The 25,750-nt window shown below is 47.7% G+C and carries 15 protein-coding genes and 1 tRNA gene; 8 read left to right on the top strand and 8 right to left on the bottom strand.

The window, feature by feature from the left end:
* Nucleotides 1-7: 7 nt before the first annotated feature.
* The 4 genes from GGU45_RS02855 to GGU45_RS02840 are packed head-to-tail and all read right to left on the bottom strand — an operon-like array spanning nucleotide 8 to nucleotide 8,779.
* Nucleotides 8-1,720: a fasciclin domain-containing protein gene (locus GGU45_RS02855; protein WP_435221809.1), complete on the bottom strand. Its 1,713-nt coding sequence runs from the start codon at nucleotides 1,718-1,720 to the stop codon at nucleotides 8-10.
* A gap of 14 nt (nucleotides 1,721-1,734) precedes the next feature.
* Nucleotides 1,735-3,237 (bottom strand): RagB/SusD family nutrient uptake outer membrane protein, encoded by a 1,503-nt coding sequence (locus tag GGU45_RS02850; protein WP_435221807.1) that lies wholly within the window; start codon nucleotides 3,235-3,237, stop codon nucleotides 1,735-1,737.
* Nucleotides 3,238-3,257: 20 nt separating this feature from the next.
* Entirely contained in the window at nucleotides 3,258-6,503 is a 3,246-nt protein-coding gene (locus tag GGU45_RS02845; RefSeq protein WP_435222020.1) for a SusC/RagA family TonB-linked outer membrane protein, read from the bottom strand.
* A 29-nt stretch (nucleotides 6,504-6,532) separates the two neighbouring features.
* Nucleotides 6,533-8,779 carry a fasciclin domain-containing protein gene (locus tag GGU45_RS02840; protein WP_435221805.1) on the bottom strand — a complete coding sequence of 749 codons (2,247 nt, stop codon included), beginning with the start codon at nucleotides 8,777-8,779 and terminating at the stop codon, nucleotides 6,533-6,535.
* A 330-nt stretch (nucleotides 8,780-9,109) separates the two neighbouring features.
* On the opposite strand from GGU45_RS02840, the gene GGU45_RS02835 reads away from it, so the two are divergent.
* The 3 genes from GGU45_RS02835 (at nucleotide 9,110) to GGU45_RS02825 (ending at nucleotide 12,756) form a co-directional block, all read left to right on the top strand.
* Entirely contained in the window at nucleotides 9,110-10,240 is a 1,131-nt protein-coding gene (locus tag GGU45_RS02835) for a glycoside hydrolase family 88/105 protein (RefSeq protein WP_435221803.1), read from the top strand.
* Between the two features lie 255 nt (nucleotides 10,241-10,495).
* Nucleotides 10,496-12,595 carry a family 20 glycosylhydrolase gene (locus GGU45_RS02830; protein WP_435221801.1) on the top strand — a complete coding sequence of 700 codons (2,100 nt, stop codon included), beginning with the start codon at nucleotides 10,496-10,498 and terminating at the stop codon, nucleotides 12,593-12,595.
* Between the two features lie 87 nt (nucleotides 12,596-12,682).
* A tRNA-Pro gene (locus tag GGU45_RS02825) sits at nucleotides 12,683-12,756 on the top strand.
* A gap of 253 nt (nucleotides 12,757-13,009) precedes the next feature.
* On the opposite strand, the gene GGU45_RS02820 is transcribed toward GGU45_RS02825, so the two are convergent.
* On the bottom strand, nucleotides 13,010-14,050 hold the full coding sequence (locus GGU45_RS02820) for a hypothetical protein (RefSeq protein WP_435221800.1): 1,041 nt from the start codon (nucleotides 14,048-14,050) through the stop codon (nucleotides 13,010-13,012).
* A 13-nt stretch (nucleotides 14,051-14,063) separates the two neighbouring features.
* A complete protein-coding gene (locus tag GGU45_RS02815; protein ID WP_435221798.1) occupies nucleotides 14,064-14,357 on the bottom strand; it encodes a response regulator transcription factor in 294 nt (97 codons plus the stop codon).
* A gap of 148 nt (nucleotides 14,358-14,505) precedes the next feature.
* Here GGU45_RS02815 and GGU45_RS02810 point away from each other — a divergent pair, with 148 nt between their 5' ends.
* Both GGU45_RS02810 and GGU45_RS02805 read left to right on the top strand, forming a co-directional pair.
* The gene (locus GGU45_RS02810; protein WP_435221797.1) at nucleotides 14,506-14,874 is read left to right on the top strand and encodes a hypothetical protein; all 369 of its coding nucleotides are present in this window, start codon (nucleotides 14,506-14,508) and stop codon (nucleotides 14,872-14,874) included.
* Nucleotides 14,875-15,050: 176 nt separating this feature from the next.
* Nucleotides 15,051-15,182 (top strand): hypothetical protein, encoded by a 132-nt coding sequence (locus GGU45_RS02805; protein WP_435221795.1) that lies wholly within the window; start codon nucleotides 15,051-15,053, stop codon nucleotides 15,180-15,182.
* A gap of 116 nt (nucleotides 15,183-15,298) precedes the next feature.
* Here GGU45_RS02805 and GGU45_RS02800 read toward each other — a convergent pair whose 3' ends face one another.
* A complete protein-coding gene (locus GGU45_RS02800; protein ID WP_435221793.1) occupies nucleotides 15,299-16,822 on the bottom strand; it encodes an alpha-L-fucosidase in 1,524 nt (507 codons plus the stop codon).
* Nucleotides 16,823-17,355: 533 nt separating this feature from the next.
* Here GGU45_RS02800 and GGU45_RS02795 point away from each other — a divergent pair.
* Nucleotides 17,356-19,356: a glycosyl hydrolase family 95 catalytic domain-containing protein gene (locus GGU45_RS02795; protein WP_435221792.1), complete on the top strand. Its 2,001-nt coding sequence runs from the start codon at nucleotides 17,356-17,358 to the stop codon at nucleotides 19,354-19,356.
* 90 nt (nucleotides 19,357-19,446) lie between these two features.
* On the opposite strand, the gene GGU45_RS02790 is transcribed toward GGU45_RS02795, so the two are convergent.
* Nucleotides 19,447-20,709 carry a hypothetical protein gene (locus tag GGU45_RS02790; RefSeq protein ID WP_435221791.1) on the bottom strand — a complete coding sequence of 421 codons (1,263 nt, stop codon included), beginning with the start codon at nucleotides 20,707-20,709 and terminating at the stop codon, nucleotides 19,447-19,449.
* 240 nt (nucleotides 20,710-20,949) lie between these two features.
* Here GGU45_RS02790 and GGU45_RS02785 point away from each other — a divergent pair, with 240 nt between their 5' ends.
* Together GGU45_RS02785 and GGU45_RS02780 are read left to right on the top strand one after the other, a co-directional pair.
* Nucleotides 20,950-24,003 carry a SusC/RagA family TonB-linked outer membrane protein gene (locus tag GGU45_RS02785; RefSeq protein WP_435221789.1) on the top strand — a complete coding sequence of 1,018 codons (3,054 nt, stop codon included), beginning with the start codon at nucleotides 20,950-20,952 and terminating at the stop codon, nucleotides 24,001-24,003.
* A 33-nt stretch (nucleotides 24,004-24,036) separates the two neighbouring features.
* Nucleotides 24,037-25,731, top strand: a complete 1,695-nt coding sequence (locus tag GGU45_RS02780; protein ID WP_435221788.1) for a RagB/SusD family nutrient uptake outer membrane protein — start codon at nucleotides 24,037-24,039, stop codon at nucleotides 25,729-25,731.
* Nucleotides 25,732-25,750 lie beyond the last annotated feature (19 nt).

Below are 25,750 nucleotides of genomic sequence, written 5' to 3'. Positions count from 1 at the left end.
AACTTGTTTAGTATTCGATATTGCCGTTTTTGCTAAACCGCGGACTGGTCTGGCTGGGCCAGTCTACCGGTATAAAGTGCACCATATCAAAGTTGCAATCGGCGTTGGCTCCGGATACCAGCTGAAACCTTATTTTATGCCTGCCGGTAGCTTTTACATCAACGATGCCCAGCATGCGGGCGGCGGTGGCGCCTGCTTTTTCAGTGGATATGGCCCACCACTTCCAGCCCACAGCGGCCAAACTGGCTTCCTGGGCCGGATCTACCGATGATATTTTTTTATGAAATTCGATCAATGCGCTGGTAAGCGGAACCGAGTCAAATAAGGCCTGTACCGCGCTCACCGTTGAGTTTTGCGTATAATAGCAGAACCAAACCTTGTATTTGCCTTTTACCAACAGGGGAGTGGTAAACTCGATCCAGCTATTGCCGGAGCAGGTGCCCAGGTTGTCGGTATTGGAAGAGGAGCGCCCCATTCCCATTTGCCAGTAATCGCCCAGGTATCCTTTTACTCCCGTACGGTATTTTAAGCAGCTTTTTTCCCATTTAATGTCTTTAAACGTGTTGTTGGTGGAGTCGCCGTAGTCAAACAGGTAGGTTTTTTTACGATAGATGGAAGAAAGGCGCGTGAGCTCCGGCTGTGTTGCGCAAAGATCCCAGTAAACGGGAAAGGGTTTTCTTATTTTAATGCTAAATCCGCCCAGCGCATTATGCAGTACCCCGTTTGTAGCGGAGCGGTCGCTGGTGGCTAAATCCAGTTCCACACCGGGTTCATTAACAGTGCCATCGATTGTTGTATAAGAATCATCGTTGATCAATACTTTATTATTTACAAACTTATCGGTGATTACTTCCAGCGGTACCAGTGTTTCCTGGGAATTGCTGGTTACGATATCTGCCAGGTATTTAATGTCGGGCAGTATATGGTAGGCCATATACAGATGGAGGCTGTCATCGGTTCTTTTTGGGTCGCCGGTATTGCAATATTTTGCTTTTAGCTGTTCATAGTTCAGGATGCTTGAGTCGATATAAACCTGGTCTTTTTGCGCGAGAACAGTGAGCCATACCTGCGCCCCGTTTTTATTTTTAGTGGTATTTAAGGTGTCATAGAACCCGGTTTCTTTTAATGCCTGTGTGAAAATGGAATAGCTGTTGTCCTGCTCAATAAGTTGTGCAAGAGTAAGCAATGACGGAGTCAGTACATGGTCAATGGCATGGATAACGCCGTTGCCCACAACGATATTGGGTTGTGTTATTTTTGCCTGCCGGTTAACTACATAGGAAGAAACGCCATCTGTATTTACAACGCTTGTAATCAGGTATTGACCAAAGTCGGTAATGGAGGAAAGCTTGCCATCGTTAAAGGAATTCGTTAAAACCGCATCTGACAGCAGGTGAAACTGCAGCATCTTTTGCAGGTCTTCCTTTTGCAGGTTGTCAACCGAAGCTAAATTGTTTGCCTTCAGATAGGCGTCAATCGCTTCGTTGGTGGGGGCAAAAAAGGTATAGGTTCCGTAAGTGTTGAGCGCCGTTTCATATCCTGCTTTGTCAATAATGGATATGAGTTTGGTAAACCGCCCAAGCGAATCTTTTTCGAGATAGTCCATTACATTGGGGTCATTGGTTGTGGTTTCTTTTATCTCGGCTTTTTTACAACCTGTTCCCCAGGCACAGGCTAAAAGTAAACTCGTAATGAGGCAGATGAACGTACAATTTTTCATTTTTTCGAGTTTTTTTATTGATAGAAAGGATTTTGAATTAATTGTTTGTTGGTTTGCAGCTCGTAGATGTAAATTGGAAAATAATGACTGTTATGATCCAGCATTTTTGCCTGCACCGTACGAACAGAGTTGGCTGGTACCAGGCTGGACGCAAAATCCTGCAGATAGGCTATATTTTGATAGTTGTTCTTTTTTGAGTATCGTAAAACATCGTACCAGCGCTTTCCTTCAAAGGCAAGTTCACGGGCACGCTCGTCCAGGATAAATAAGGAAAGCTGATCGGCGTTGGTTATATCCGGCGCATTGTTGGTAGATTCCGGCGCTCCGGCTCTTTGCCGGATGAGGGTTAACAGGTCCAGCGCTTCCTGACCCCGGCCCGGAACCTGCGCCAGTGCTTCGGCTTTCATCAGCAATACATCGGCATAGCGATAAAAGAACCAATGTGTGTAAGATCCATCGGCATTGATCATGTCCGTTGCGTTATGGCCAATGTATTTCCATATTACATTGTCCTGCGCCCGTACGGAAGCCCCATCAGACCGCAGGTCTAAAGCATTGGTGAAAAAATTTACTTCGGTCGTGTAAATCTGGTCCATGACTTTATTGGAGGCTTCGAACCTGCGGGTGCTTACGCCCAGCATGTTGTAAAACACATTGAGCTTTTGCTGATCAAATTCGATTTCGAAAATACTTTCTGCAGAATTGCCGTTGCGAAACAGGGTCGTGAACCAGGCCGTACTATTGGCGATCAGCCCGAATTTTTTGGAAAGGATCACTTTGTCACATGCGGCGATGGCTTCGGGATATTTCTCCATCCATAAATACACATCTGCCTGTATGGTATTGATCGTGTAGCGGGTTATACGTCCCTTGTCTGTGGCCTGGTTTCCATAGGAAAGCACCGCCATGGGCTCGGCTTCATTGAGGTCCTTTAATACCTGGTTGAATACATCCTGCTGGCTGCTTTTGGCTATTTGTACAATTTCTTCATCGCTGGAGGTGGAAATTAATTTCAGCGGTACGGCTCCGAAACTCCGCGCCAGGTAAAAATACATCAGGGCTCGGATGGTTTTGGCCTCCGCTATATAGCCGTTGAGGGTTGCCTGTGTAAAGGTTTTGTCTTTGTCGAGTACGGAGGGTGCATAATCAAGCACCGTATTACAGTAATTGATGATCTTGTAAACCGGGCGCCAGTCGGTAATGGTATTGGTAGCCTGCGTGTTTACGTTCATGATTTCGAGGTCTTCGGCCTTTGTTCCAAGAGCGGCCGTAATCATATCGCCCCGCAGCTCGCCCCAGGTAAACAGGGTTTCTGCAAGGCTCTTGCCGCCATCGGGGTCGCCCATTAAAGCGGCGTAACAGCCAATTACGGCGGCGCGCACCTGTTCCTTGGTTTGCCAGAAGTTGTTCCGGATAATACCATCGGAGGGCTTCAGGTCAAATTTTTTTGAGCATCCGCTGAACACGCCAATGACGATGATTATGATTGCAATTTGATGGATTCTGTTTAAACGCATAGCTGCTTTTTTATTCAGGATTAAAAGGAAGCGGTAAGCCCTAAGGTGAATAGCTTAACGGGCGGCGTCATCGAATTGTCGGTGGCCACCCTAAAGGGGTCGGAACCTCTTACACTTACTTCCGGATCCTGGCCGGTGTATTTTGTAAACGTTAATATATTTTCTGCCGTTATATAGGAGCTCAGGTTTTTTATATTAACCCTGTCGAGAAATGATTTTTTAAAGATATAGCGCAATGTAACGGTTCTGAAACGCAGGAAAGATCCATCCTCCACATAGCGCGATGAGCCCAGCCAGTTGTACCCCGATTGATAGAGCGCCCGGGGTATATCCGTAACATCGCCTTCTTTTCGCCAGCGGCGCAGTACAGCCGTGCTCTGGTTGTCGTAACCGTACATGTTGGTACTGTTCATTTCGGTGCCGTTAATGATCTGGTATCCTGTTCTGAAGTTAAAGAAAGTGGATAGCTTCCATTGTCCGCCATAACCCAAATTCAGCCCAAACCCCCCGGTAACGGATGGGTTGCTGTTTCCCAGGTATACGATGTCGCGGTAGTCGATGGTGCCATCGTGGTTCAGGTCTTCATACATGGCATCGCCGGGCTGGAATGTATAATCCACCGAGGGGTAATTGAACCGCATATATACCTGTTCGCCGTTGGGCCTTACGATCACATTGCCATTGGCATCCCGTGCCAGGGTGGCATCCTGGTCTTTATAAACGCCCTGGTATTTAAAGCCATAGAAGGAACCAAAGGGATTGTCTACCTGCATATAGGTTTTATAAACCCCGTTTGCAGTAATATTCCCTTTTTCGAGGGGATAGTATTCCGATATTTCGCGGATCATATTGATATTGCGGGCCAGGTTAAATGTAAAATCGACCTGCCAGGGGCCTTTTTTGTAGGGCTGCGTTTGCAATGTAATTTCCCAGCCCTGGTTATCCATGGTACCCACATTCATATTTACCGAATTGAAGCCGTTGATGGAGGCAATCTGCAGCCCGTTAAAGAACAGATCCTTCGTACGGTTGCGGTAAATTTCGGCGTCAATAAACAGGCGGTTTTTAAACATGGCCAGGCTGAAGCCGAGGTTGGTGCCCACAACGGTTTCCCATTTAAGGTTCCGCAGTTCCATATTGGAAGGGTATACGCCCGGTTCTCCCATAAAGCTCCAGTCGAAATTGTCGTACACATTATAGTAGCTATAGTCTCTTTTTGGCGCATTGCCGCTGCGGCCATAGCTGAGGCGCAGGCTCAGGTCGTCTATCTTTTTCACATTTGCCAGGAACTTTTCTCCCGAAATTCTCCAGCGGCCGGATACGGACGGAAACAAGCCATAGCGATTATTGGGCGCCAGCCGCGAAGTGACATCGCCCCGCAGGCCGGCATTGATAATATACTTGTCAAGATAGCTGTATTGCCCGTTGATGAGCGCGCTGGAGCTGGCTGTTTGTGTAGTGCCGGAGCTGAGTGAAGACTGTGTTCCGTTTACCCGTGATGGAATCGACGGATCCTGCAGGTCCGAGGAGGCGGTGTTGGAAGTACGTGCCTGGTAGGAAACGTTTTTGGCATCATAGGTCATCAAATTGACCAGTCCTACAAAATTGTGCCGGGTGTTTTTAAACTCCGGTGTCCACACCAGCGATGATTTTGTTTGAACATTAAAGTTGTCATTATCGCCGTCATAGGCCATGTTTACATTGGTATTGGTCCATTCCAGTCCGGTGGCAATCTGAGGCAGGAAGCTTTTGCTTTTGGTACTGCTGATATCAAATTGCACATCTACCGTAGCCGTAAGCCGCCGCGGTACAATCTGGTATTGCATATTAAATTTGGGCGTTACCCGTTCGGTTATTACTTTGTTTACTGCCGCCGCCGCCAGGGCAACGGGATTATAGGTTTTGCTGTACCGGCCCTGGATATTCGATTCGGGTGAAAAATAAACCGGGGTGAGGTTTCCAAATTCGTCAAACTGATAAATGCTCATATTGGGCATTTTTATATAGGCTACACTGCGCACGCCATCCGAGTAATTCCTGTTGTTGTCGGAGTGGGCATAGGAAAGGTCCGTCCGGATGCGGATCCGGTCGGATACGTTGTAGTCGAGGTTGATACGGCTGCTGATCCGTTTGAGATCGGTTCCCGTTGTAATCCCCTGCTGATCGAGGTAGCCCATGGAAACATAATACATAGCTTTTGAGCCGCCGCCGGTTAGCGATACATTATGATCCTGTGTATAACCCTTGCGGGAAATCGCATCCACCCAATTGGTATTATTGCTGTAGTTGTAATAATAATAAGGATCGTTGGGGTCGTACTTAAACTCGTTAACCGTTTGTGTGTTTAAGGGGATCCCGTTCCGGTTCATATAAGCTTCGGGCACCAGGCCGGAGTATTGCGCCCCGCTGAGCATGGGGATGGGTTTTGCTTTGGGAGAAAGGGAGCCTTTGAAGGTGTAGGAGATGTTGGGCCGGCCTCTTTGTCCGCGCTTGGTGGTAATCACCAGTACGCCGTTGGCGGCCCGGGATCCCCAGATGGCGGTGGCCGCTGCATCTTTGAGGATGGTGATCTCCCGGATGTCGGTTGGCGCAATATTGAGCAGCGAGGCATAGCCCTGCTCATCGGCTGTTCCAAAGTTAAAGTCGGACGGTATCTGTGTTTCGTAGGGCATGCCGTCTACTACAATTAGGGGGTCGTTAGAGGAGTTGATGGAGGAAGTACCCCGGATGCGGATTTGCAGGCCAGCGCCCGGATCGCCGGAGTTGGCCGCAATATCTACACCCGCAAGACGGCCCTGCAATGCCTGGTCAATGGAGGTGGCCTGCATTTCTTCCATGTCTTTGGCATTGATATGGGAAAGCGCCAGTGTTGAATTCCGGTCTGCGATAGGCAGCATGCCATTGTCCGACTTGTGGGTGGATACGATCACTACTTCATCCATATCCTTGGCACTGCTTTCCAGTTTTATGTTATAGATGCGGCGGGTGTTGATGGCCAGCTCTTCCTGGCTTTTATATCCAATGGCGGAGAAGGAAACCCGATGCTTTACATCATCAACGGTTAGTGAAAAATTACCGTCAATATCAGTGCTGGTTCCCCTTACGGTTCTCTTTTCGGCATCCGTTTCTGAAATGGATACATCCCTTAATGGCTGGCCGTTCCGGTCGGTTACCCTGCCCGTTAATACGATGGCATCCTGCGCATAGATGGCATTCCATTGCAAAAGAAGGATGCAACAAAAGCAGACCGTTATTATTTTTTTCATCACGATTCCCATAGCAAAATTTATAAGTATTACTGGTCGTTATATTTAAGGTAGTTGTCGATCAGGTGAATCACACAGCGATTGGAAAGATTATTGCTTTGCGCCATAATAACATGCGCAGCCCGTCCGTAGTCATCGAGGATGTTCATGGCGTCTTTGTTGTTTTCTACCCGAACTTTGAGGGTAGTGCCGATGCTGTTTTTGAGATAGGTATCGTACATCGCAGCATCCGTATTGCCGTCCGGCACCGCCGTATGCGTGGCCAGTATATGGTAGTATAAAAATTTGCGCACCTTCTCAACATCGGCTGGCGCCGAAGGTTTGAAGTTGGGTACGCCGGTGCTCACCGTTCCGGGAAGGAGGCCGTCTTTTACTGCCTGCCGGATGGCTGCATTGGTAGGAACAAAAAGGGTGCTATAGCCGGTAAGCCCCACGATCTGGTTGGTGGCTGAACTGAACACGCCGGCGGCATTTTGCATCAGCTGCCAAAAATAGTTAAAGTCGGATGTCGTAGCGGAGCCCAGGTTATCCAAATGGTAGCCGATGCCATTTTCGGAGTACAGCGGAATCTGATCAAGATAGTACACCGTGCCATTGGCGGCGGTTTTTATGCTGTCTACTGTTGCCACCAGCCCGGCATCTTCAAGCCCTGCCGTAACTATTTTATAGTTGTTGAACTTTATATATTCGCCTTCTCCATCGGCATCTCCGGATTTTACAATGGCGCTTCCGGAAAGATTGTCGGTTTCGGGTTTGTAGTTGCCAAAGAATACACAGGTCCGTATAATCCGGTCGAGCCGGTCGGGAACGCCATTGGTACTTCCCTTATACAAAAACTGCGATTGGTTCGAATTGTAGGTGAAGCCGGCGGCCAGGAAAACCGCATCGGGTACCAGAAAAATATTAACCGGTATATTGGATTTGGCAATCAAAAATTTTAACCCCGATGTATTAAATAGTCTTGTCATGAAGGTATACCGGGGGTTTAAATAGCCTTCGCTGTAAACCGTACTGAAGATATCGGCTTGTTCAATTTTATTGGTTCCATAGAAGATGCCATTGCTCAGGATCTTTTTTTCGATGATATCGGTATTCAGATCAAACCGCGCCGGCTCCGAAAATGTGTTTACCGTTGCCGCAAATTTGGAGGGCCATACCGCGGTGGGAAACATGTGGGCATTTAGAAAATCGGAAATAATACTTACAGGAACACTGTCAAGCGAGGCATAGTACTTTAACAACGTATTTTTTAAATAAGTATCGGTTGCCGTGTTGTTGGGGGCAAAGAGGGTCCAGCAGTCTTTCTGACCATCATTGTCGCCGATCTTTAAAAAGTTTTCATTATTGGGTGCATAGGCTAATAATGAAGAATATACTTTTACATATACCTGGTTGCCGCTGCCGGTTAGTACCTGGTACCTTCTGGTGGCGTCTTCGTTATAAATAAACTGTACCGTATTGTTGATGAACAGCCGGTTGAGTATGGCCCGGAAACTGCTGTACTCCGGCCGGGTTCTCAGGTACTCATCAATGCTCTGCAGCGGCGTAATAACTTTGTCTATTTCGTGGATCACGCCGTTTTCGGCCTGGATATCTGCTGTGACCACTTTTGCCTGGGCTACATTAAAGCCAGTATATTGGGAACCCGGGTAAAAATAGTTGTAGTCTGCGGCAGACAGGTTGGCTCTCGACATATAGTCATCCGTAAAATACGTCAGGTATTTATTATTGTAGTCGGAGGAAATATAATTGCCGGTGAGGGAGCCTGCGGTATTATTCCGGTTGGCAGCAATGGCTACAACCGGCCCGGTGGCCGAAGTGTCGTTATAAAAACCGGTATAATAGGCCGTCCTCCTTCTAAAAGCGATGGAGGGCGTCCACCCGGTATTGTTTTCACTGGCCTGGTAGTCATCCAGCCGGTCTTTTTGAAAGGCATTGTACACGAGCATGTACTGGACCATAGCCCGCGCCATGGATCCGTCAATGGCATCCGTACCATCAATTTTATGATCAGCCATGTAGGTTTCAAACGCAGCATCGTTGGGGGCGAAGAAGGTCCAGTAGCCGGCGCCGCTTTCCAGCGTTTCTTTATACCCGCTTTTGTCAATCAGCGCCAGCAGGTGTTTGAAATGGCCCTTGCCGGCCAGTTGCTGGTAAATGGGAGGGGGCAGGTTTTCAGGACGTCCGTAAAAGGCATCCCATTCCTTCTTTCTGCAGCTTACCGCCAGCAGCGCCGGAAGCAATAAAAACAGGAGCAGGTTTTTTGTTGTGGTCATATATGCGCTTAAAATGTAGTATAAATTGTAATCGATTGCAAAATGGTTGCAATAAAAACAGTCAATAACCGGCAGTCTTTTGGACAGGGGTCGGACCCGGAAATAATCAGATGTTAAATTGCCGTCAACGCCTTTGTTTCATCTGTTTGTTTTTTAACAACCGTTGCTGCGAATATAGTCTCACGAAAACAATAAACCGTCCTGTACTATCCTTGTTGCGCGTGTTTTTTTATGCAATCGTTTCCGTAAATTTTCAAAACTGCATGTCACTGGCCTATAACTATCGCAGTAATAGCCGTTATCTTTGAATCCTTGTATAAAATTCTTGCCATGAATCAATTTAAGCATTTAATTGTATTTCTGACGTTTTTAATGAGTGCCATTGCGATAGCTGCGCAAACCCTCCCTAAAAAAAAGCAGGTGTTGGAAGTTATGCGACTGACCAACCAGTACTTTATGAACAAATGGCCGGATCCGGGAAAATCGGTGATAACTAATAAGGAGCGCCCCAGCAATTTATGGACACGCGCTGTTTACTATGAAGGGTTGATGGCCCTGTATGCGATTGACCGTCAGAAAAAATATTATGACTATGCCGTTGATTGGGGGCAAAAGCACCAGTGGGGTCTATGGGGCGGTACAGCTACAAAGAATGCCGATAACCAATGCTGCGGGCAAACCTATATTGATCTATACCTGGTGGACAAAAAGGCGGAACGCATCCGGGATATAAAAGCCTGCATCGACCGGGTGATCGAAAATGATGGAAATGAGGCCTGGAGCTGGATTGACGCGATTCAAATGGGAATGCCGGTATTTGCCAAACTGGGCGTGGTGTATAAAGATCCTAAATATTTTGACAAGATGTATGCGCTGTATGCCTTTACAAAAGACAACCATGGTGGCAAGGGACTGTATAACCGGGAAGAGCATTTGTGGTGGCGCGATAAAGATTTTGTGCCGCCCTACAAAGAGCCCAATGGAGCAAATTGCTATTGGAGCCGGGGAAATGGTTGGGTATTTGCCGCACTGGTAAGGGTATTGGATATTTTACCAAAATCGAATCCGCATTATAAAGAGTACCTGCAGGATTTTACCGATATGGCGGCAGCGCTCTTAAAAGTTCAACAACCCGATGGGCTTTGGACGGCCAGCCTGCATGACCCCGGACATTATGGAGGCAAGGAGATCTCGGGCAGCTCCCTGTTTACATACGGCTTTGCCTGGGGGGTGCGAAAGGGAATCCTGAACCGCAGGCAATACCAGCCCGCGCTTATACGAGCCTGGAACGCCATGGTAAAAGACGCGGTACATAGCAACGGCTTCCTGGGTTATGTGCAGGGTACCGGCAAAGAACCAAAGGATGGTCAGCCGGTGGCTTACAACAGCAAGCCGGATTTTGAAGATTATGGATTGGGTTGCTTTTTACTGGCCGGGAGTGAAGTATACCGGCTGCGGTAACATCATTTTGAACTGACTGCTGAAGAATTACAGGGTATCAGCCAACAGCCGCCCGGCCCGAAATGATACCCTGCCGGTAGGCAATCAATAAAAGGGCCCTAAGTGTTATTGACGGGTGACTCGTTGTTGGCAGCTGTTCCGGGTTTCTCTGAATTGTTCTATATTTACCGTGGCGTTTGTGACTGTCCATTATTTTACCAGGCAAATTTTTTTGCAACCACGGACCGGCACCGTTAAAGACGGAATTTGATCATCATGAATTTTAGAAATGGATTGCTGCTCCTGTTGTTGCTGGCTGTACGGCCGGTTGCCGGGCAGCAGGATACAAAGGGGCAGTGGCAATCGCCGCATACTATGGAAGCATTGAGTGCCGCACCGGTAGCACTGATTCCCTTTCCGCAGGAAGTACTGTGGACGGGGAAATTCCTGAAATTACAGCAGGGTATGATCATCGAAGTACAGGGCGCAGTGAACGGCCTGGCAGGTGATGCCGTTCGCTCCTTAAAGGAGTTGTTGCAGCAATACGGGATACAGGCCGGCAAAAACCGGAAAAGCACTATTCCCCGTATCCTGTTTGAGCAAAAAAAGCAACCGGTAGGGGAAGGATACCAGTTGGAGGTGATGCCTGCTGTTATTAAGATCGGTGCCAATGACGCTGCGGGGTTTTATTACGGAGTGCAAACCCTCCGGCAATTGCTGGCACAGAAGACCAGGAACAATACCTTGTATGGATGTATCATCAGGGATTGGCCGGCATTTGGGTTGCGCGGCTTTATGCACGATAACGGACGCAATTTTCAGCCGGTGGCCCGGTTAAAAGCCCAGTTGGAAAGGCTTTCCTGGTATAAGTTCAATACCTTTCACTGGCATTTAACGGATAACCCGGCATGGCGGCCGGAAAGCAGGGTATACCCGCTGCTGAATAACCCGGCAAACCGGAAGCCCGGCCGGGATCCGGACAGCACCTATTCGTTTGATGATATAAGAGATCTTATAGCCTTTGCCAAAAAGCGGTCGATCCGGATTATACCCGAGCTGGACATGCCCGGCCATAGCCGGTATTTTGAACCTAGTTTTGGATTTAAAATGGAAAGCGAGCGGGGCATGGAAGTGCTCGAAAAACTGATCGATGAATTTTGCGCGCAGATTCCTGCAGAAGATTGTCCGGTGATCCATATCGGTTCGGATGAAGTGGGGATCCCCAACCCTGCGGTGTTTATCAGGCGGATGACGGACCGGGTCAAACGTAATGGACGGCAGGTAATGGTCTGGAACCCCGGGTTGCCGCCGGAGCCGGGTACGATCGAACAACATTGGCGGGATGATGGCAGCGCCGGCATCCGGAACAGCGGTAATCCTGTTGTGGATTCTTATTCCGGCTATCTGAATTATTTTGATGCCTATAGTCTGATACAACGTTATTTTTTTCAGCAGATCTGTAGCCGGCCCCGGGGCGATAGCCTGGCATGGGGAGGGATCGTATGTTGCTGGCCCGATGTGCGGGTAGATGATAAGAGCAGGATCCTGTTGCACAATCCTGTATGGCCGGGCGCTATTACCTATAGTGAGGCCGCCTGGTGCGGCAGGCCGGGTTACAACAGCAGGTACATGGATTGGCTTCCGCTTCCGGGTACGCCTGCCAGCGGGTACTTCCGGGAGTTTGAGCGCCGCATGTTCCGGCACCGTTCACTGTTTTTTGCAAAGGACCCGTTTCCTTATACGGCAATGGGAGATATGGAGTGGACAATGACCGGACCTTTTTACCGCAATGATACCGACTCCATAAGCCGGGCTTTTGCGCCGGAGCAAAGCGCCGGTCGGAAAGAAGGTGCTCCTGCCACTCTTGTAGCCGGAGGTGTCTTTCGTTTTGGCGATATGCTGGGGGCTAAAACACTCCGGAAGCCGGCAGTAGAAACCATTTACCTGACCGGGTATGTATTTGCTAAAACAGCCCGGCAGATACATGCCATAACAGGTTTTGAAACGGCTGCCCGCAGCAACCGGCGCAGTGGCGGCATTCCGCAGAACAGAAAATGGGATGCAAACGGCGGCGCTATTTTTATCAATGATATCGGATTGCCCGGCCCGGTCTGGAACAACCCCGGAGGAAACCGGTATCTTAAAGCTACCTGGGCAACTCCGGCCAATGAGATCCCGTTTACCGATGAAGAGTTTTTTTGGAGCCGCCCACCGGCAGTCATGGCATTGAAAAAGGGCTGGAACAAGATTGTGGTACGGGTACCCCGCGCCTACGCAGAGCAGAACTGGAGCTTTGCTTTTGTGCCCGTTAAAAAAAACCGGGATGACAACTGGGAGCGGGACCCTTCAGTACAGGTTTGTGCCGCAGCTAAATAGAATCCCGTAGCCTGCTGCTGAAATAAATAGCAGAAGTCATTAAAAAAATTCCAAAACTTATTTTATATTGCGGCCCCTTCTCATTTTCGGGATGTAGCGCAGCCCGGTAGCGCGCGTCGTTCGGGACGACGAGGCCGCAGGTTCGAATCCTGTCATCCCGACTTTAAGCATTGATTTTCAATGCTTGTAAAGAAAGGCGGCAAACAGGTTGTAATTTTACACTTATTTGCTGCCTTTTTTGTTTCCGGTAAACATTAAGCTCCCGCATTCCGTAACCATTCAGAAAATTGCGGAGCGAGATTTTCAATTGCTTGGTCCGGTGGCAAAAACTTTGACTACCGTTGCCCTTCCACTCTATAATACACCTATTTATGAATTTAATATGCGCTAACCAAAACTATTCTACTTCTTCACTTAAAATAGTGTTTTATAGAACGACAGCAACTTGCCGTTTTCAGTAATCCCTTCTGCTTTAATTGCAAATTTTATCGTGCTATCAGTTTTATAAAAATGAATAGGAATAAAATGAACCCGGTTAGATGTTGCGGCCCGGGAATTCCAGTATAATGTTATCCTCCTGTCTGCAGGACCGGCTGTATCCTTGTGCAGGTATACCGGGTTATAAAACTCAAGCGCTTTTGAATACCCCTCCATATATTCAATATCATACGCGTTGCCGGCAGCCTTAAAATCCCGGCCCTTATTTGTATAAATGGCCACTGCGGGAATGGACTTGCGACCTGGAGATTCAATGTCAAAGCCTTGTACGATTTTAATAATAGCAACGTCTCCAAGACTAACAGAAAATAGTTGTTTATACTCGAGTACCGGAACTTCATTCAAATAAAGCGCCGGCTCAACAAGTTCTCCATTTAAGTTCTTCGTTTTTATATGGTATTCATTTTTTTCGTCAATATCAACTCTTATCATTGGTTGCCGCATTCTTAAATAGTCAAGAAGGTTTCCCTTCGGTGATCTAAGATCGGTTAGGTCAAACACCGCTCCATAAAGATCTCTGAAGCGGCCGGTAGCATATCGTCGCAGCAGCATTTGAGCCCGATCTTTTGTTTTGGTACTAACAACTATATTTTCCATAAATCCCTTAGCGTATACCAGGCTGTCAAAAGGAGACTTATTCATTTTTTCGGACAAACGGTTGATGGATTTTATACGCGGGTATTTTATTTCCAGGGTATCTTTATTTCCGGAGTTTAAAACTACATCTATAGCCCCTCCCTTTTTTGTAACCGGACTAAATAGGAGCCGGGTTGGTCCCAAAAATTCAAACCCGTTTAACCGGAATGCGCCGGCAGTATCGGTGCTAAATACTGTTGTTTTGGTGGAACTGTCTTCTTCAGAAATGGCCAACAGGTTAATGGGCTTGTTTATGTATGGCCTGGATGTTTCTTTATAAAAAATGGTTCCGGATAAGTTATTTGATACTTTCCGGTTCAAGGTCGCTTCTTTTTTAAATTAGTTTTTTATCTATGGCGATTCTTACCATTACGGCGGTATTTTTAGCATCCAGTTTCAGTAACAGATTTTTTCGGTAGCTTTTGATGGTTTCAGGGCTCAGGAAGATGCGTTCGGCAATTTCTCCATTCGTTAGTCCTTCAGCCACCAGTTTGAGCATTTCCCGTTCGCGTTGACTGAGCCAGATATGGGTTTCTTTTGGACGCTTCATCATTACATTGATTTCATGACAAAGAAAGATCTCGCCATCAGCCACTGCCTGTATTCCAGCCAATACTTCTTCGGCCATGGCATTTTTGATCAGGTAGCGGGGAGCGCCTGTTTTAACCGAAAAATATTCCTATGACTCGGGAGATAGGCCCGTTTCCGGCGTGTGGAGCTATTCCGATGGAGATGTCAGCGTTCAATACCTTTATGGTAAAAACACGGTAACAGAGATGACCATTAATCAAGAGGGAGAACAGGTCGGTCACAATACCTATACGTTCGACAGCAAGGATGAGAATATCATAAAAACGGTAATCACTGGTGGAGGGTTTCTCCAAAGTGCGCTCGAATATGGAGATTATGACGATAAGCATTTTCGTTTGACCAACTATCCCTGGAAGTGGAAAACAAGTTCAATCAGCAATGCGAGAGCCCAAAAGTTAACAGCAATGGGAGTGGAGGTAGGTGCCATATCGCTGGATCAGATTTGGAAATACACTTATAATGATTCCGGCTATCCGGTAAAAGCAGAAATTTATAACAGGGGGTCTGATGTTTTGGCTGAAACCCGCGAATACATTTACAAAAAAGCCAACTAAATTTTTTTTACTCGCGGCTGAACTGCAATGCCCCAGATCTAAAAGATCGGAGTTGTGCTGCGATGCATTTATCGCAAACGCCACGCGTGTTGGAATACCGGCTCTGGTAGGTGCCGCGTAAACACGGGGCATCCCGCCGGGCGTATGAGCTTCAAGTTAGAAACGGGGCTGTTACCATGAAAGATAGTACGGGTAAGCCTTTCAGGCCGAATAAATTTCATCTTTTAAAAGGCAAACAGGCGCAGCGCGCCGTTGACCCTTATAACTATGAGCGCCCAAAAACTCCCGTAGCCGCAGCGCGGCAGTAATTTCGTACGCCGGGCTTGTACTACCCGCAATGATTACCGGCGCTGCGCTGCAGCCCCAAGGGACAAAAATTAGCCTGCCAAAGAGTCATTCAGGTAAACATCGCAAACAACAGTTCCTAAGTAAGATCTTTACCAGATATCTTTAATGCATAAGCATGCTCGCAAGGCTTATGACCAGGGAGGTTAACCTTTAGCCCTTCTTCATCTCTCTTAAATGTTACCTTGCCGGCGCCTAATAGTTCAATATTTTCGATGATGCCAGGCTTTTGGCTACCCGTAGTTGATAACGGTTTTATGACGATTTGCGCTCCGCTTTCGGGCCAGCCCATAAAAAATGCATAAAGGGTATTGCCTTTCTTTGTAAAACGGACATCTTCAAAGGTGAGCTGTTTTCGGCTGCTTTCGTTAAACTTGGCCTCCCTATCATTTTTGACCGCTGGCGGTTGTGGCCCGGTTCCAAAGATTTTCCAGGGCCTTGTGTCGTAAATTGCTTCGCTGTTGATCTTCATCCATTGTGTAATGCCATCCAGCACCTTCAGTTCATCGCTATCCAGCATACCGCTGGCAGGTAGGGGAAAATTCAGCATCAGGTTGCCATTGCGGCTTACAATGTCAACAAGCAGGTCAATCACTGTTTTGGCAGATTTGTAGTGGCCAACCCGGTCTTTATTGTAATGCCAGTCTCCAATGCAGGTGTCGGTTTGCCAGGGCTGGGGCCAGATGTTGTCTACTACACCCCGTTCTACGTCAAATACACAAATGCCCGATGCAGCATCTGAAGCGCGCTTACTGGTATAAACCGCCTCTGTTTTTTTGCCGGTTGCTTTTTTGTTGTAATGATGTGCCAGCAGGTTGTACCCATGCTGCTGAAACGGAAGCTGCCCGTCGCTGTATAACAGGTCGGGTTCGTATTGGTCTACAAGGTCTTTGATCCGCTCATACCAGTGCTGCTTCCAGGCTTCGCTGATGCCTTCTTCTGTCCAGGTCAGGTCTGTATACACTTCTTTGGAATCGCCGTATAGCGAGTCGAATGCACCACCGGCGCCATCGTAGCCCACGCCGGCCAGCGGCCCCTCCTTGTCACTGCCCTTGCTTACGGAGAACCATTTGGGTGTGATCCATAAATGATCGCTGATCCCGAACTTTAAGTCCTGTTTTTTTGCAGCCTTTTTAAACAGGCCGACAATATCCTTTTTGGGCCCCATCTGTACCGAGTTCCATGGATTGTGCCTGGAGTTCCACAGGTCAAAGTTATCATGATGCACACCCATCGTCATAAAATACCGCGCCCCTGCATTTTTATACAGGCCCATCAGGTAGTCGGCATCAAAGGCTTCGGCTTTCCAGTTTTTAATAGTGTCCTTGTAACCAAATTTTGACGGATGACCGTAGTGTGCTACGTGGTGCTTATATTGTTTGCTGCCCTGCATATACATACTCCGGGCATACCAGTCTCCGGCTTCGATGGCCGATTGCGGACCCCAATGCGCCCAGATGCCAAACTTCGCATTGCGAAACCAATCGGGTATGGTATATCTCTTTAGAGACGCCAGTGTTGGCATAAACGGCCCCGGACGTTTGGTAAGGCAGGCCGGCAATATGGATGGATTAAGGTACATCGCCGGAACGGCAGTTAGCATTGACTTGAGTAAAGCTCTTCTTGTTATGGACATAGCATTTATTTGTTAGTTGTTTTCAGGCAAATGCTGCCTATGCAAAGTAACATTGGTTTGGGTTCTGCGTATTGCAGAAATCCGGCTTTTTATTATACAAATCCGATTTTTAGCGGGATTACTAAGTTGTGAATGATATCGATATAGTGCTATTTTTTGCAGATTAACGACTATATTATTAAATCAACGCTGTTTATTTTTGGTTTCTGAGAAGCTGTTTAAAAACAGAATGATTAAAAACCATTAAGGCATTAAGAATAGTTTAGTAGCCGCAGTTCTTAATGAATCTTAACTTCTTAATGGTTTTTGAGGACCTTAATGTCTGTTATACGGAATTTCAATTGTGAAAATCTAAACTGTTTCTTAGAAGCTGTTGACGATGCGGCGCGATTGATGAAGTGCTATGCTTGTTTCATTTTTCTGAATTTTAAAACGATGGCTGCCGGGCAAGGTGCTCGTTTTTAATACACTCAAAACTTTCGCACTAAACACTGTTAATTATGAAAAGAAAAAATTTTTTGCAGCAGACCGGTATGATGGCATTGGGCGCGGCTATTTTTCCTAAAGACGTGCTGGCGGGTACCCAGGGTGCTCAACAAATGTTTGAGGTGGATCATTCCGCATTGCTGGCACGCGCGGCCATCCGGTACTTCCGGCCGGTAAGCTCGAACGATGAAGGTTTGCCGATCGGCAACGGTCAAATGGGTACCTTCGTATGGACCGAAAAATCCGATACTACCGATGGCGCCAAAATCATGTATCAAATCAACCGGAATGATACCTTCGGCATGGACCGGACGCATAAGCATTATGACCCCAAAGTTCTTTCCGGACAAAATGTTGAAACGACCGATAATGCATTGTCCCTGTGCCGCGTTGGCATCTGTGTAGAAAAAGCTGCTTTCCGCTCTCAGGTACAAAATACAAAAGAAGGTACTATCTCCTTTGAGTACAAAGGGGATTCGGGCCTGAACGATATGATGATGTATTTGCCGTTATATGCGGCAAATCAGATGGAGTTAACGGATGCTTACCTGGGTATGTACCGAAGGATGTTGCCGGATTGTGAAGTTGCGGCCCGGCAGCGATGGGGCGTTACAAAGGGCGCGTTTGTGCCTGAGGCGGTGGGCCCCAGCGGCCCGGTGATTCTTTCAGACCAGGCGGCTCCAATGGTGCGCGAGGTGTTAGCGGGCAAACGTACCCGGGCCTCTTTGCCTCCTGAAGTAATCCTGGAATGCCTTTCGGAAACAACACTGGATTGGATCAACCCGAAATACGGAAGTGTGCGTAATGATCATTTCTCCTATTTATCGCATATCCTTTCATCGGGTGCCCAGCTTGCTATGCAATTTTATTGGCGGTATCAAATGACCGGGGACATAAATTGGTTGCGCGAATCTGCATACCCTATGATGAAGAGTATGGTTGATTTTTACCAGGACTATGCTCAAAAGGGAGCGGATGGTTATTTTCATATTCTTCCGGCAAACGTGCACGAATCTTATTGGGGAGTTAAGGATGGCATTGTAGACCTGGCAGCTATACGGTCGCTCACTCCCAAAGTGATTGCCTGCTCTAAAATTTTAGGGGTGGATGCGGATCATCGCAAGGGTTGGGAGGAGTTTGTCCGGAAAATAGCGGCCTACCCGGCGGGCAATGCCCCGGATGTGGTGCGCCTGCAAACTCCGGAGGATGGGCCGGGGCCACGCGGAGCAAGTATTCCCCTGTTTCCGGCAGGAACTTTTGGCGCCGGATATGCCTTGTCCTGCGTTGGGCGGCAGAACGTAGATCCCGTCTGGATGTGGCCCTTATACCCGTTTGAAGACGTTTCACTGGTTCGGGGGCGTTTTACCGGGATGCCTGAAGAAAAAGCGGATTTTCAAAAAATGCAGCTTACCTATGCGAACCTTCCTCCAACCTTTTACGGATTTCCCTGGCCATCGTATGCTCCTCGTTTGGGCCTCGCGGATGAAGTACGCAAACTGTTGCCGCTTTATGTGGCTACCATTCAGCAGACTCCCAACGGCTTACAACGGAGCTGGGGACAGGCCAACCTGGGCTTGTCGGCCGAGGCGCTTCAAAGTGCATTGATGCAAAGTGTGGATGGCACGATCATTATAGCGCCGGCATGGCCGGCCGAATGGCGGGCGGACTTTACCCTCCTGGCGCGGGGCGGTTTTTTGGTATCGGCCTCCCTCGAAAAAGGAGCGCCGCGGTGTGTTCAGATCGAAAGTACTTTTGGGAAGGATTGCCGTTTGCTGAATCCCTGGTTTCCTGCCCCGGCTTTTTTGATAGCTGCGGGGAAGACGCCTAAAAAATCAAACAAACAAATTATTGAGTTTTCCCTTGAACCGGGAGAAAAGGTATTATTGGTTAAAGATCCGGAAAAGATGCCACAGCTCCCTATTAAAATAAAACCCGGTTCCGGCCCGGCCGTAAAAACACTTGAGGTAATAAATGCCAAAGGGCAACCGGTTAAAAGGCAGTTGGGGAAAGCCTGAGATCAGGATTTTGAACTAAAACCGGCACCGTCATTGGTCATACAAAAACCAATGGCGGTGCTTTTTATTATTGAGGGGAGAACAACGTTTCTACCTGTTAAATTGTTGTCCACTGTTCAAATCTTTCAGCTCAAAGCTCCTGATGACCCCGATTCCGGCAAAGTTAATATCAATACCGGTAACCGTACCAAGGGAGAGGGTATAGTCCGTTTTGTAAACCAGCTTGTCATTTAGAAAAAGGCTCGCTTTCTTATTTTGTACCCGCAATTTTATAACGCCGCCGTTTGAAAGATCGGCGCCAAGCGACCGCAGGTCCGATCGGTCGCCGGTTAAATAAATATCTGAAAACCGAAGGCGTGCCCAGGCTACACAACCGGGCTTGATGATTTCTGCAATATGTTTGGATCTTTCTCCAAAAACCTCGATGTTTACCTGGGAGCATCGGACTCCCGGCCGCAATTTCGATGTTTTGATAAGGGCGGTTAACTCAAAGTTGTCTCCGCTGATACCGGACTTTTTTGTATTTACAAAATGTACAAAAAATGTTCTGTTGGTATCTACACCCGAATGAAACAACCCGATGGGATTTACTGTAAGGTCCCTGGCGCTGTCAGCGCTGAATTCCGTAACCGGGTAAACCCGTGTTGTATCGTGCTTCATCACTGCGGTAGCATTCCATCCGTTTGTTTTCAATAAAATGGTAGCCGTATCTAATGAAATGCCCTTGTATTTTAATATTGCATAATAGGTTCCCGGTAGTTCATAGTAATAAGTAAATGTTTTATTGACCGGAGCGCTTTTCTCCGATCTTCCATCATCAAAATTTACGATGAAGCCGGATGTGTCACCGCTAAACTCCGTGGGCAGCCGGATCATAAATTCTGCTGAATGAGGGTTTCCGCCCTCCGGATTTTTGCAGATCAGTTCGATACCATGCAGGTCCAATACAGGACTATTTTTGGGTTTTGCAATTTGTAAGAATAACAGGAATGCCGCAATTACCAGTAAAATGGCAAGGACCCCATATTTTTTAATCCTGTTTTTACGGGACGGTTTTTTTAAAACAGGCAGATTTATAAATGTTGTATCGGCAACGATCACTGTTTCTCCATCGCCGGCGGGGATGATATTGCCCGGATCCGATACAAAATGATCCCAATCCCCAAACCCCGCGTACTTTGCCAGGGCATCCCGGGTTGCTTTCTGGGGATAGTATCTTTCGGTTGTTTTTACTTTGCCAAAAATACGTTTTAGCGTACTGGAGCTTATTTGAACCGATGTATTCCGGTAAAGCAAGCCGCTGAGTTTTACATAATCGCTGTTGGACCAGGCCCCAATATCGGGATTACCCATTTTTTCACTTATGAGCTCACAACACCGGTCTAAATACTGATAGGATTGTCTGATTTTATATTGTTCATTCTCTGCAGCCATCCAGGCGTAAATCGTTTATTTTCAATCAATAAAGTTGTTCATAGTTTTGCTTATTTATTGAATAGACAAAAACTTGAAATTTCAACCCATGCAAATATAAATTTAATGTTTTGAACACATCCAAAACTTTCGCACTTCACATTATTAAAAAACGATTGTATGCAAAGGAGATTTGTTTATTGTTTCTTCATGACGCTATTTCTTGCCACCGGAGCGTTGGCCCAGCAAACAGAAATACGGGGCAACGTTGTCGATTCGGCCACAAACGAGCCGGTGGCGGGGGCCAGTATTACGGTTTCGCAAACAGGCTATGGTACTACCTCCGATAACAGCGGGCGCTTTTTACTAAAGGCGCCGGCGGGCACAAAATGGATCCAGGTTTCGTTTCTGAATTACGAAACCAGGACGGTGCCGGTTGAGAATGCCCCATCACCACTGGTTATAAAACTTTTAAGGGACGACAAGAGTCTGGATGAGGTCGTTGTGGTAGGATATGGCACACAAAAGAAAAGGGATCTGACGGGCGCCGTATCCACCGTCAGTGCAAAAGACGTGGGGGGACGGCAAACCGTACAGGTATCGGAAGCGCTCCAGGGCGCTATCGCCGGCGTATCGGTTACACGCAACAGTGCCGCACCGGGTGGAGGCGCCACTATTAACATCCGGGGCATCACCACCATCGGCGCCAATAGCCCCCTGATAATAGTGGATGGGGTGCCCGCAGCAAGTATCGACCTGGTGAACCCCAATGATGTCGAAAGTCTTTCTGTCTTAAAAGATGCTTCCTCCGCCGCTATTTACGGATCCCGGGGCGCAGCCGGTGTTATCCTGATTACCACAAAGCGGGGCAAAACCGGTCAGGCCAGTCTGGACTATAATTATGAATATGGCGTACAGCAGCCAACGGCCCTGCCGGAGTATGTAGGGGTGCAGGACTATTTCCGGTATTACAACGAGTCGCTGGTAAATGCAGGCGGCAACCCGCTGCGTTCAGAGGATTATATCAACAGCTACCTGGATAGTAACCGGGTAAACCCCGACAAATTCCCCAATACGGATTGGCAAAAAGCAATACTAAGACCCACGGCGCCCCGGGTACGGCACGACCTTGTTTTTACGGCCGGTACGGAAAAACTGAAAACAAAAGCCTCCTTCGGCTATCAGAAAACAGGCGCGTTTTACGACAATTATGATTATGAGCGTTTCCAGATCCGGATAAACAATGATCTGCAGATCAATAAAAAACTGGCGGCGAACCTGGACATGGCCTTCAGGCGAACCAACAGTGATGCAACCTTGTATAACCCGATTTCCGACAGCCGGGTTTATCCTGCCTGGTATGATGATTACTACGATGACGGCCGCTTTGCTCCGGGTAAAGACGGAACAAATCCGGTAGCCCAGGTGCTCAATGGCGGAACAAGACGCGAACGTCTGAATCAGCTATCCGGCCGCTTTGGCCTGCAGTTTAAGCCCCTGCAGGGACTTACGGTCAGCGGCATGATAGCGCCCATCTATGATTTTGATAAAAGAAAAGATTTTAGTAAACCGCTTAGTTATACCGATAAGAATGACCCGTCCCGTATTATTGGACGGAGCGCTACCCCAAGAGCGGTTCTTACGGAATCGAGGAATGAGAACTTTACATTGAACGGGCAGTTCCTTATCAACTATAACAGGGAGATCGGTCAGGGGCATACGATTGATGTACTTGCTGGGTATGAGGAAAATTATAATCAGTATGAAACGATGGGGGCCGCAAGAACCGGTTTTCCGTTGCTGGATTATCCGTATCTCAATTCGGGATCAAAAGAAATTATGGAAAATTCGGGCAGCGCAAGGGAATATACGCTGCGGTCCTTCTTTGGGCGGTTGCAATACAATTTTCAGGACAAATACTATGTGCAGGGAAACCTTCGTGCTGATCAGTCATCCCGGTTTGCAGCTTCCTATCGCAATGCGGTATTTCCTTCCGTTTCTGCCGGATGGACGGTATCCCGTGAGGCATTTATGAAAGATATTGCCTGGCTCGATTTTTTAAAGATCCGGGGATCCTGGGGTGAAGCGGGCAACGAGCGGTTAACGGACGGCCCGCCCAATTATAACCAGGTGTATTATCCTTACCAGGCAACACTCGATTTTACCAATGCCCTGTTTTATCAAAACGGAGCCGTTATTCCGCTTTCCGGAGCCGGTCAGCAAACCTATGCCATCCATGATATCTCCTGGGAAACAACCCGCTCGGCCAATATCGGACTGGATGCTGCCTTTTTAAATAACCGCCTGAGCCTGGTGGCCGAGTATTACAATAAAAAGACGATTGATATTTTGCTGCCTTTGGATATTCCGCTCTATGTAGGTTATGAAAGGCCTAACCAGAACGCCGGCGTTTTAAACGTGAAGGGGTGGGAGGCCGAGTTGTCGTGGAGAGACCATATCGGCAGGTTCAACTATACCGCGGGCGTTAACCTCTCCGATGCAAAATCAAAGATCGGGGACCTCAAGGGTACGCAATTCCTGGGCGATCAGGTAATCCGTTCCGGTAGTGAATACAATGAATGGTTTGGGTACCGCACAAAGGGTTTGTTCCAGACTGCGGAGGAAGTGGCAAATGCACCGGTTCATAACAACAATATTAAACCCGGCGACATAAAATATGTGGATATAAACCAGGATGGCCGCATAACACCGGATGACCGCGTGCTGCTGGGCGGCGCCTTGCCAAGATACCAGTATGGCGGTTATATGCGTGGCGACTATAATGGTTTTGATATGAATATTGCGTTTCAGGGGGTTGGTAAGCAGCTGTCGCGTATGAATGCTGATGTGATCCGGCCTTTTGCAGCAGGTTTTGGAAATTTCCCGGTAGACATGGTTGGGAAGTTCTGGAGTACGAATAATACAGCGGAACAAAATGCGCAGGCCATTTATCCCCGGCTTGTATCAGCAGTAGAGCTTAATAATAACAATTACCTCTTGTCTGATCACTGGCTGATGAACGGCGCTTATTTCCGGTTAAAAAATATAACCCTGGGTTATACACTCCGGCAGCAATTTTTAAAGAGGGCCGGCGTACAGCGTTTGCGGTTTTATGTGGCTGTTAACGACCTGTTTGCTCTAAGCAAATTTCCAAAATACGTAGACCCGGAGTCCGGCAACTCGGCTTATCCGATTGTAAGAACCTGGATGGTTGGCGCTTCAATAAGATTCTGATCCGTATTTAATCTGCTATTAAAAAAAATAATTATGAACAAAATATTTCTGGCGTTAGTATTGCTGGCAGGACTGGGAGGGTGTAAAAAACTGGATCTAACGGATCCCACCGGCCCCTCAACCGGTAATTTTTATAATAACCAAACGGAATTGGAACTGGCCGTAAATGATCTTTACCGGCTCGACTTTTGGGGCAATGACAACCGGTTCTTCGGCGATGATAACATCTACCGGGCCAACGGCAATGCAGTTGTAAGCGGTACAATGACCTCAGAAGATGCATCGGTAAAAACATACTGGCTCAATGCCTACAAAGCGATCGCGCGCGTCAACTCTTTTATAGCGCATAAGGATAAAGCCGCTGAAAATACACCGGAAAATATCATCACAAAGTATGAGGCGGAGATGCGGTTGATACGTGCCTATCAGTATGCAAAGCTGGTGACCCATTTTGGCGATGTGCCGCTTTTAACGGAACCCATCGAGCTGGGTCAGGCCTATGGTATTAAAAGGACCGGCAAAGAGGCAGTGCTGGACTTTATCTTTAGCGAGCTCGATTTTTCGGCCGCCAACCTGCCTGCGTCCTATGCGGCGTCCGCAGTAAGAAGACTTACAAAAGGCGTTGCCTTTGCCATCAAGGCCCGCACGGCCCTGTACATGCAAAAATGGGACGTGGCCAAAGCTGCGGCGGATTCGGTAATCCAACTTGCCAATGCAGGGGTTTATACACTGCATCCCGATTATGCGCAATTGTTTTTAAAGGAAGGGGAGCTGAGCAAGGAGATCATCTGGTCCATTCCGAAAGATGAAAAGCAAAAGGTTTTTAATGGTCCGGAAGGATGGGTAAAGGAATATATCAGCAGGAATGCCGGTGGCTACGGGGCTTATTTTCCCTCCTGGGATATTATGGATGCCTATGAGTGCACCGATGGAAAACCGATTGATGAATCGCCGCTGTACGACCGGAAAAATCCTTTTAAAAAACGCGATCCCCGCCTTACCGCCTCGATCGTTGAGTTTGGCACGCCCTGGCTGGGATTTTCATACCAACCCAATCCGGATTCTACAAAAGTTTGGAGCTACAAAAGTAATAGCCTCGTAAATAACAATGATTGTAAAAGGGTGGCGGCTTTTGCCAGCTTTACCGGTTTGCTGTGGAAGAAAGGCATTGATCAAAGCTGGGCCGACAGGCTGCTTGAAGATAACGATGCGATTGTTTTCCGTTTGGCGGAGATCTATCTTATTTATGCCGAAGCCAAAATTGAGTTGAACGAGGTGGATCAATCCGTGGTTGATGCCATTAACCGCGTGCGGGCAAGAGCCTATGGGGTTGCATTGAATGCAACAGCATCTTACCCCGCGGTGAATGTGGAGATGGGAGCGGCCCGGTTAAGGACCGTTGTACGTCGTGAGCGAAGGGTAGAGCTGGTTGATGAGGGACTCAGGTATATGGATCTGATCCGGTGGAAACTGGCGGAGAAGGCCCTTACAAAACCCATAGTCGGTCTCCCGGATCCAAAGGCCGGTGTGCCTCAGGATAAAGAAAAATGGCCTTTTGCGGCGGTGCCCGAGATCGATGAAGATGGCATTGCCGACTACTCCGGTTTTGGTGCCGACAGGAAAATTATCCTTGAGCGCAAATTTGACCCCACGCGGCAATACCTCTGGCCCATACCCGCTGTTGAAACACGGGTAAACCCGAATATCATACAAAATCCCAATTATTAAAAGTTTTAAAATCGTATTT

Origin of the sequence: Niabella hirudinis (genome assembly GCF_051201075.1) — a bacterium.
Taxonomy (GTDB): domain Bacteria; phylum Bacteroidota; class Bacteroidia; order Chitinophagales; family Chitinophagaceae; genus Niabella; species Niabella hirudinis.
Note: the sequence above shows the minus strand (reverse complement) of the source record. Positions and strands in the feature narration are given on the sequence as shown.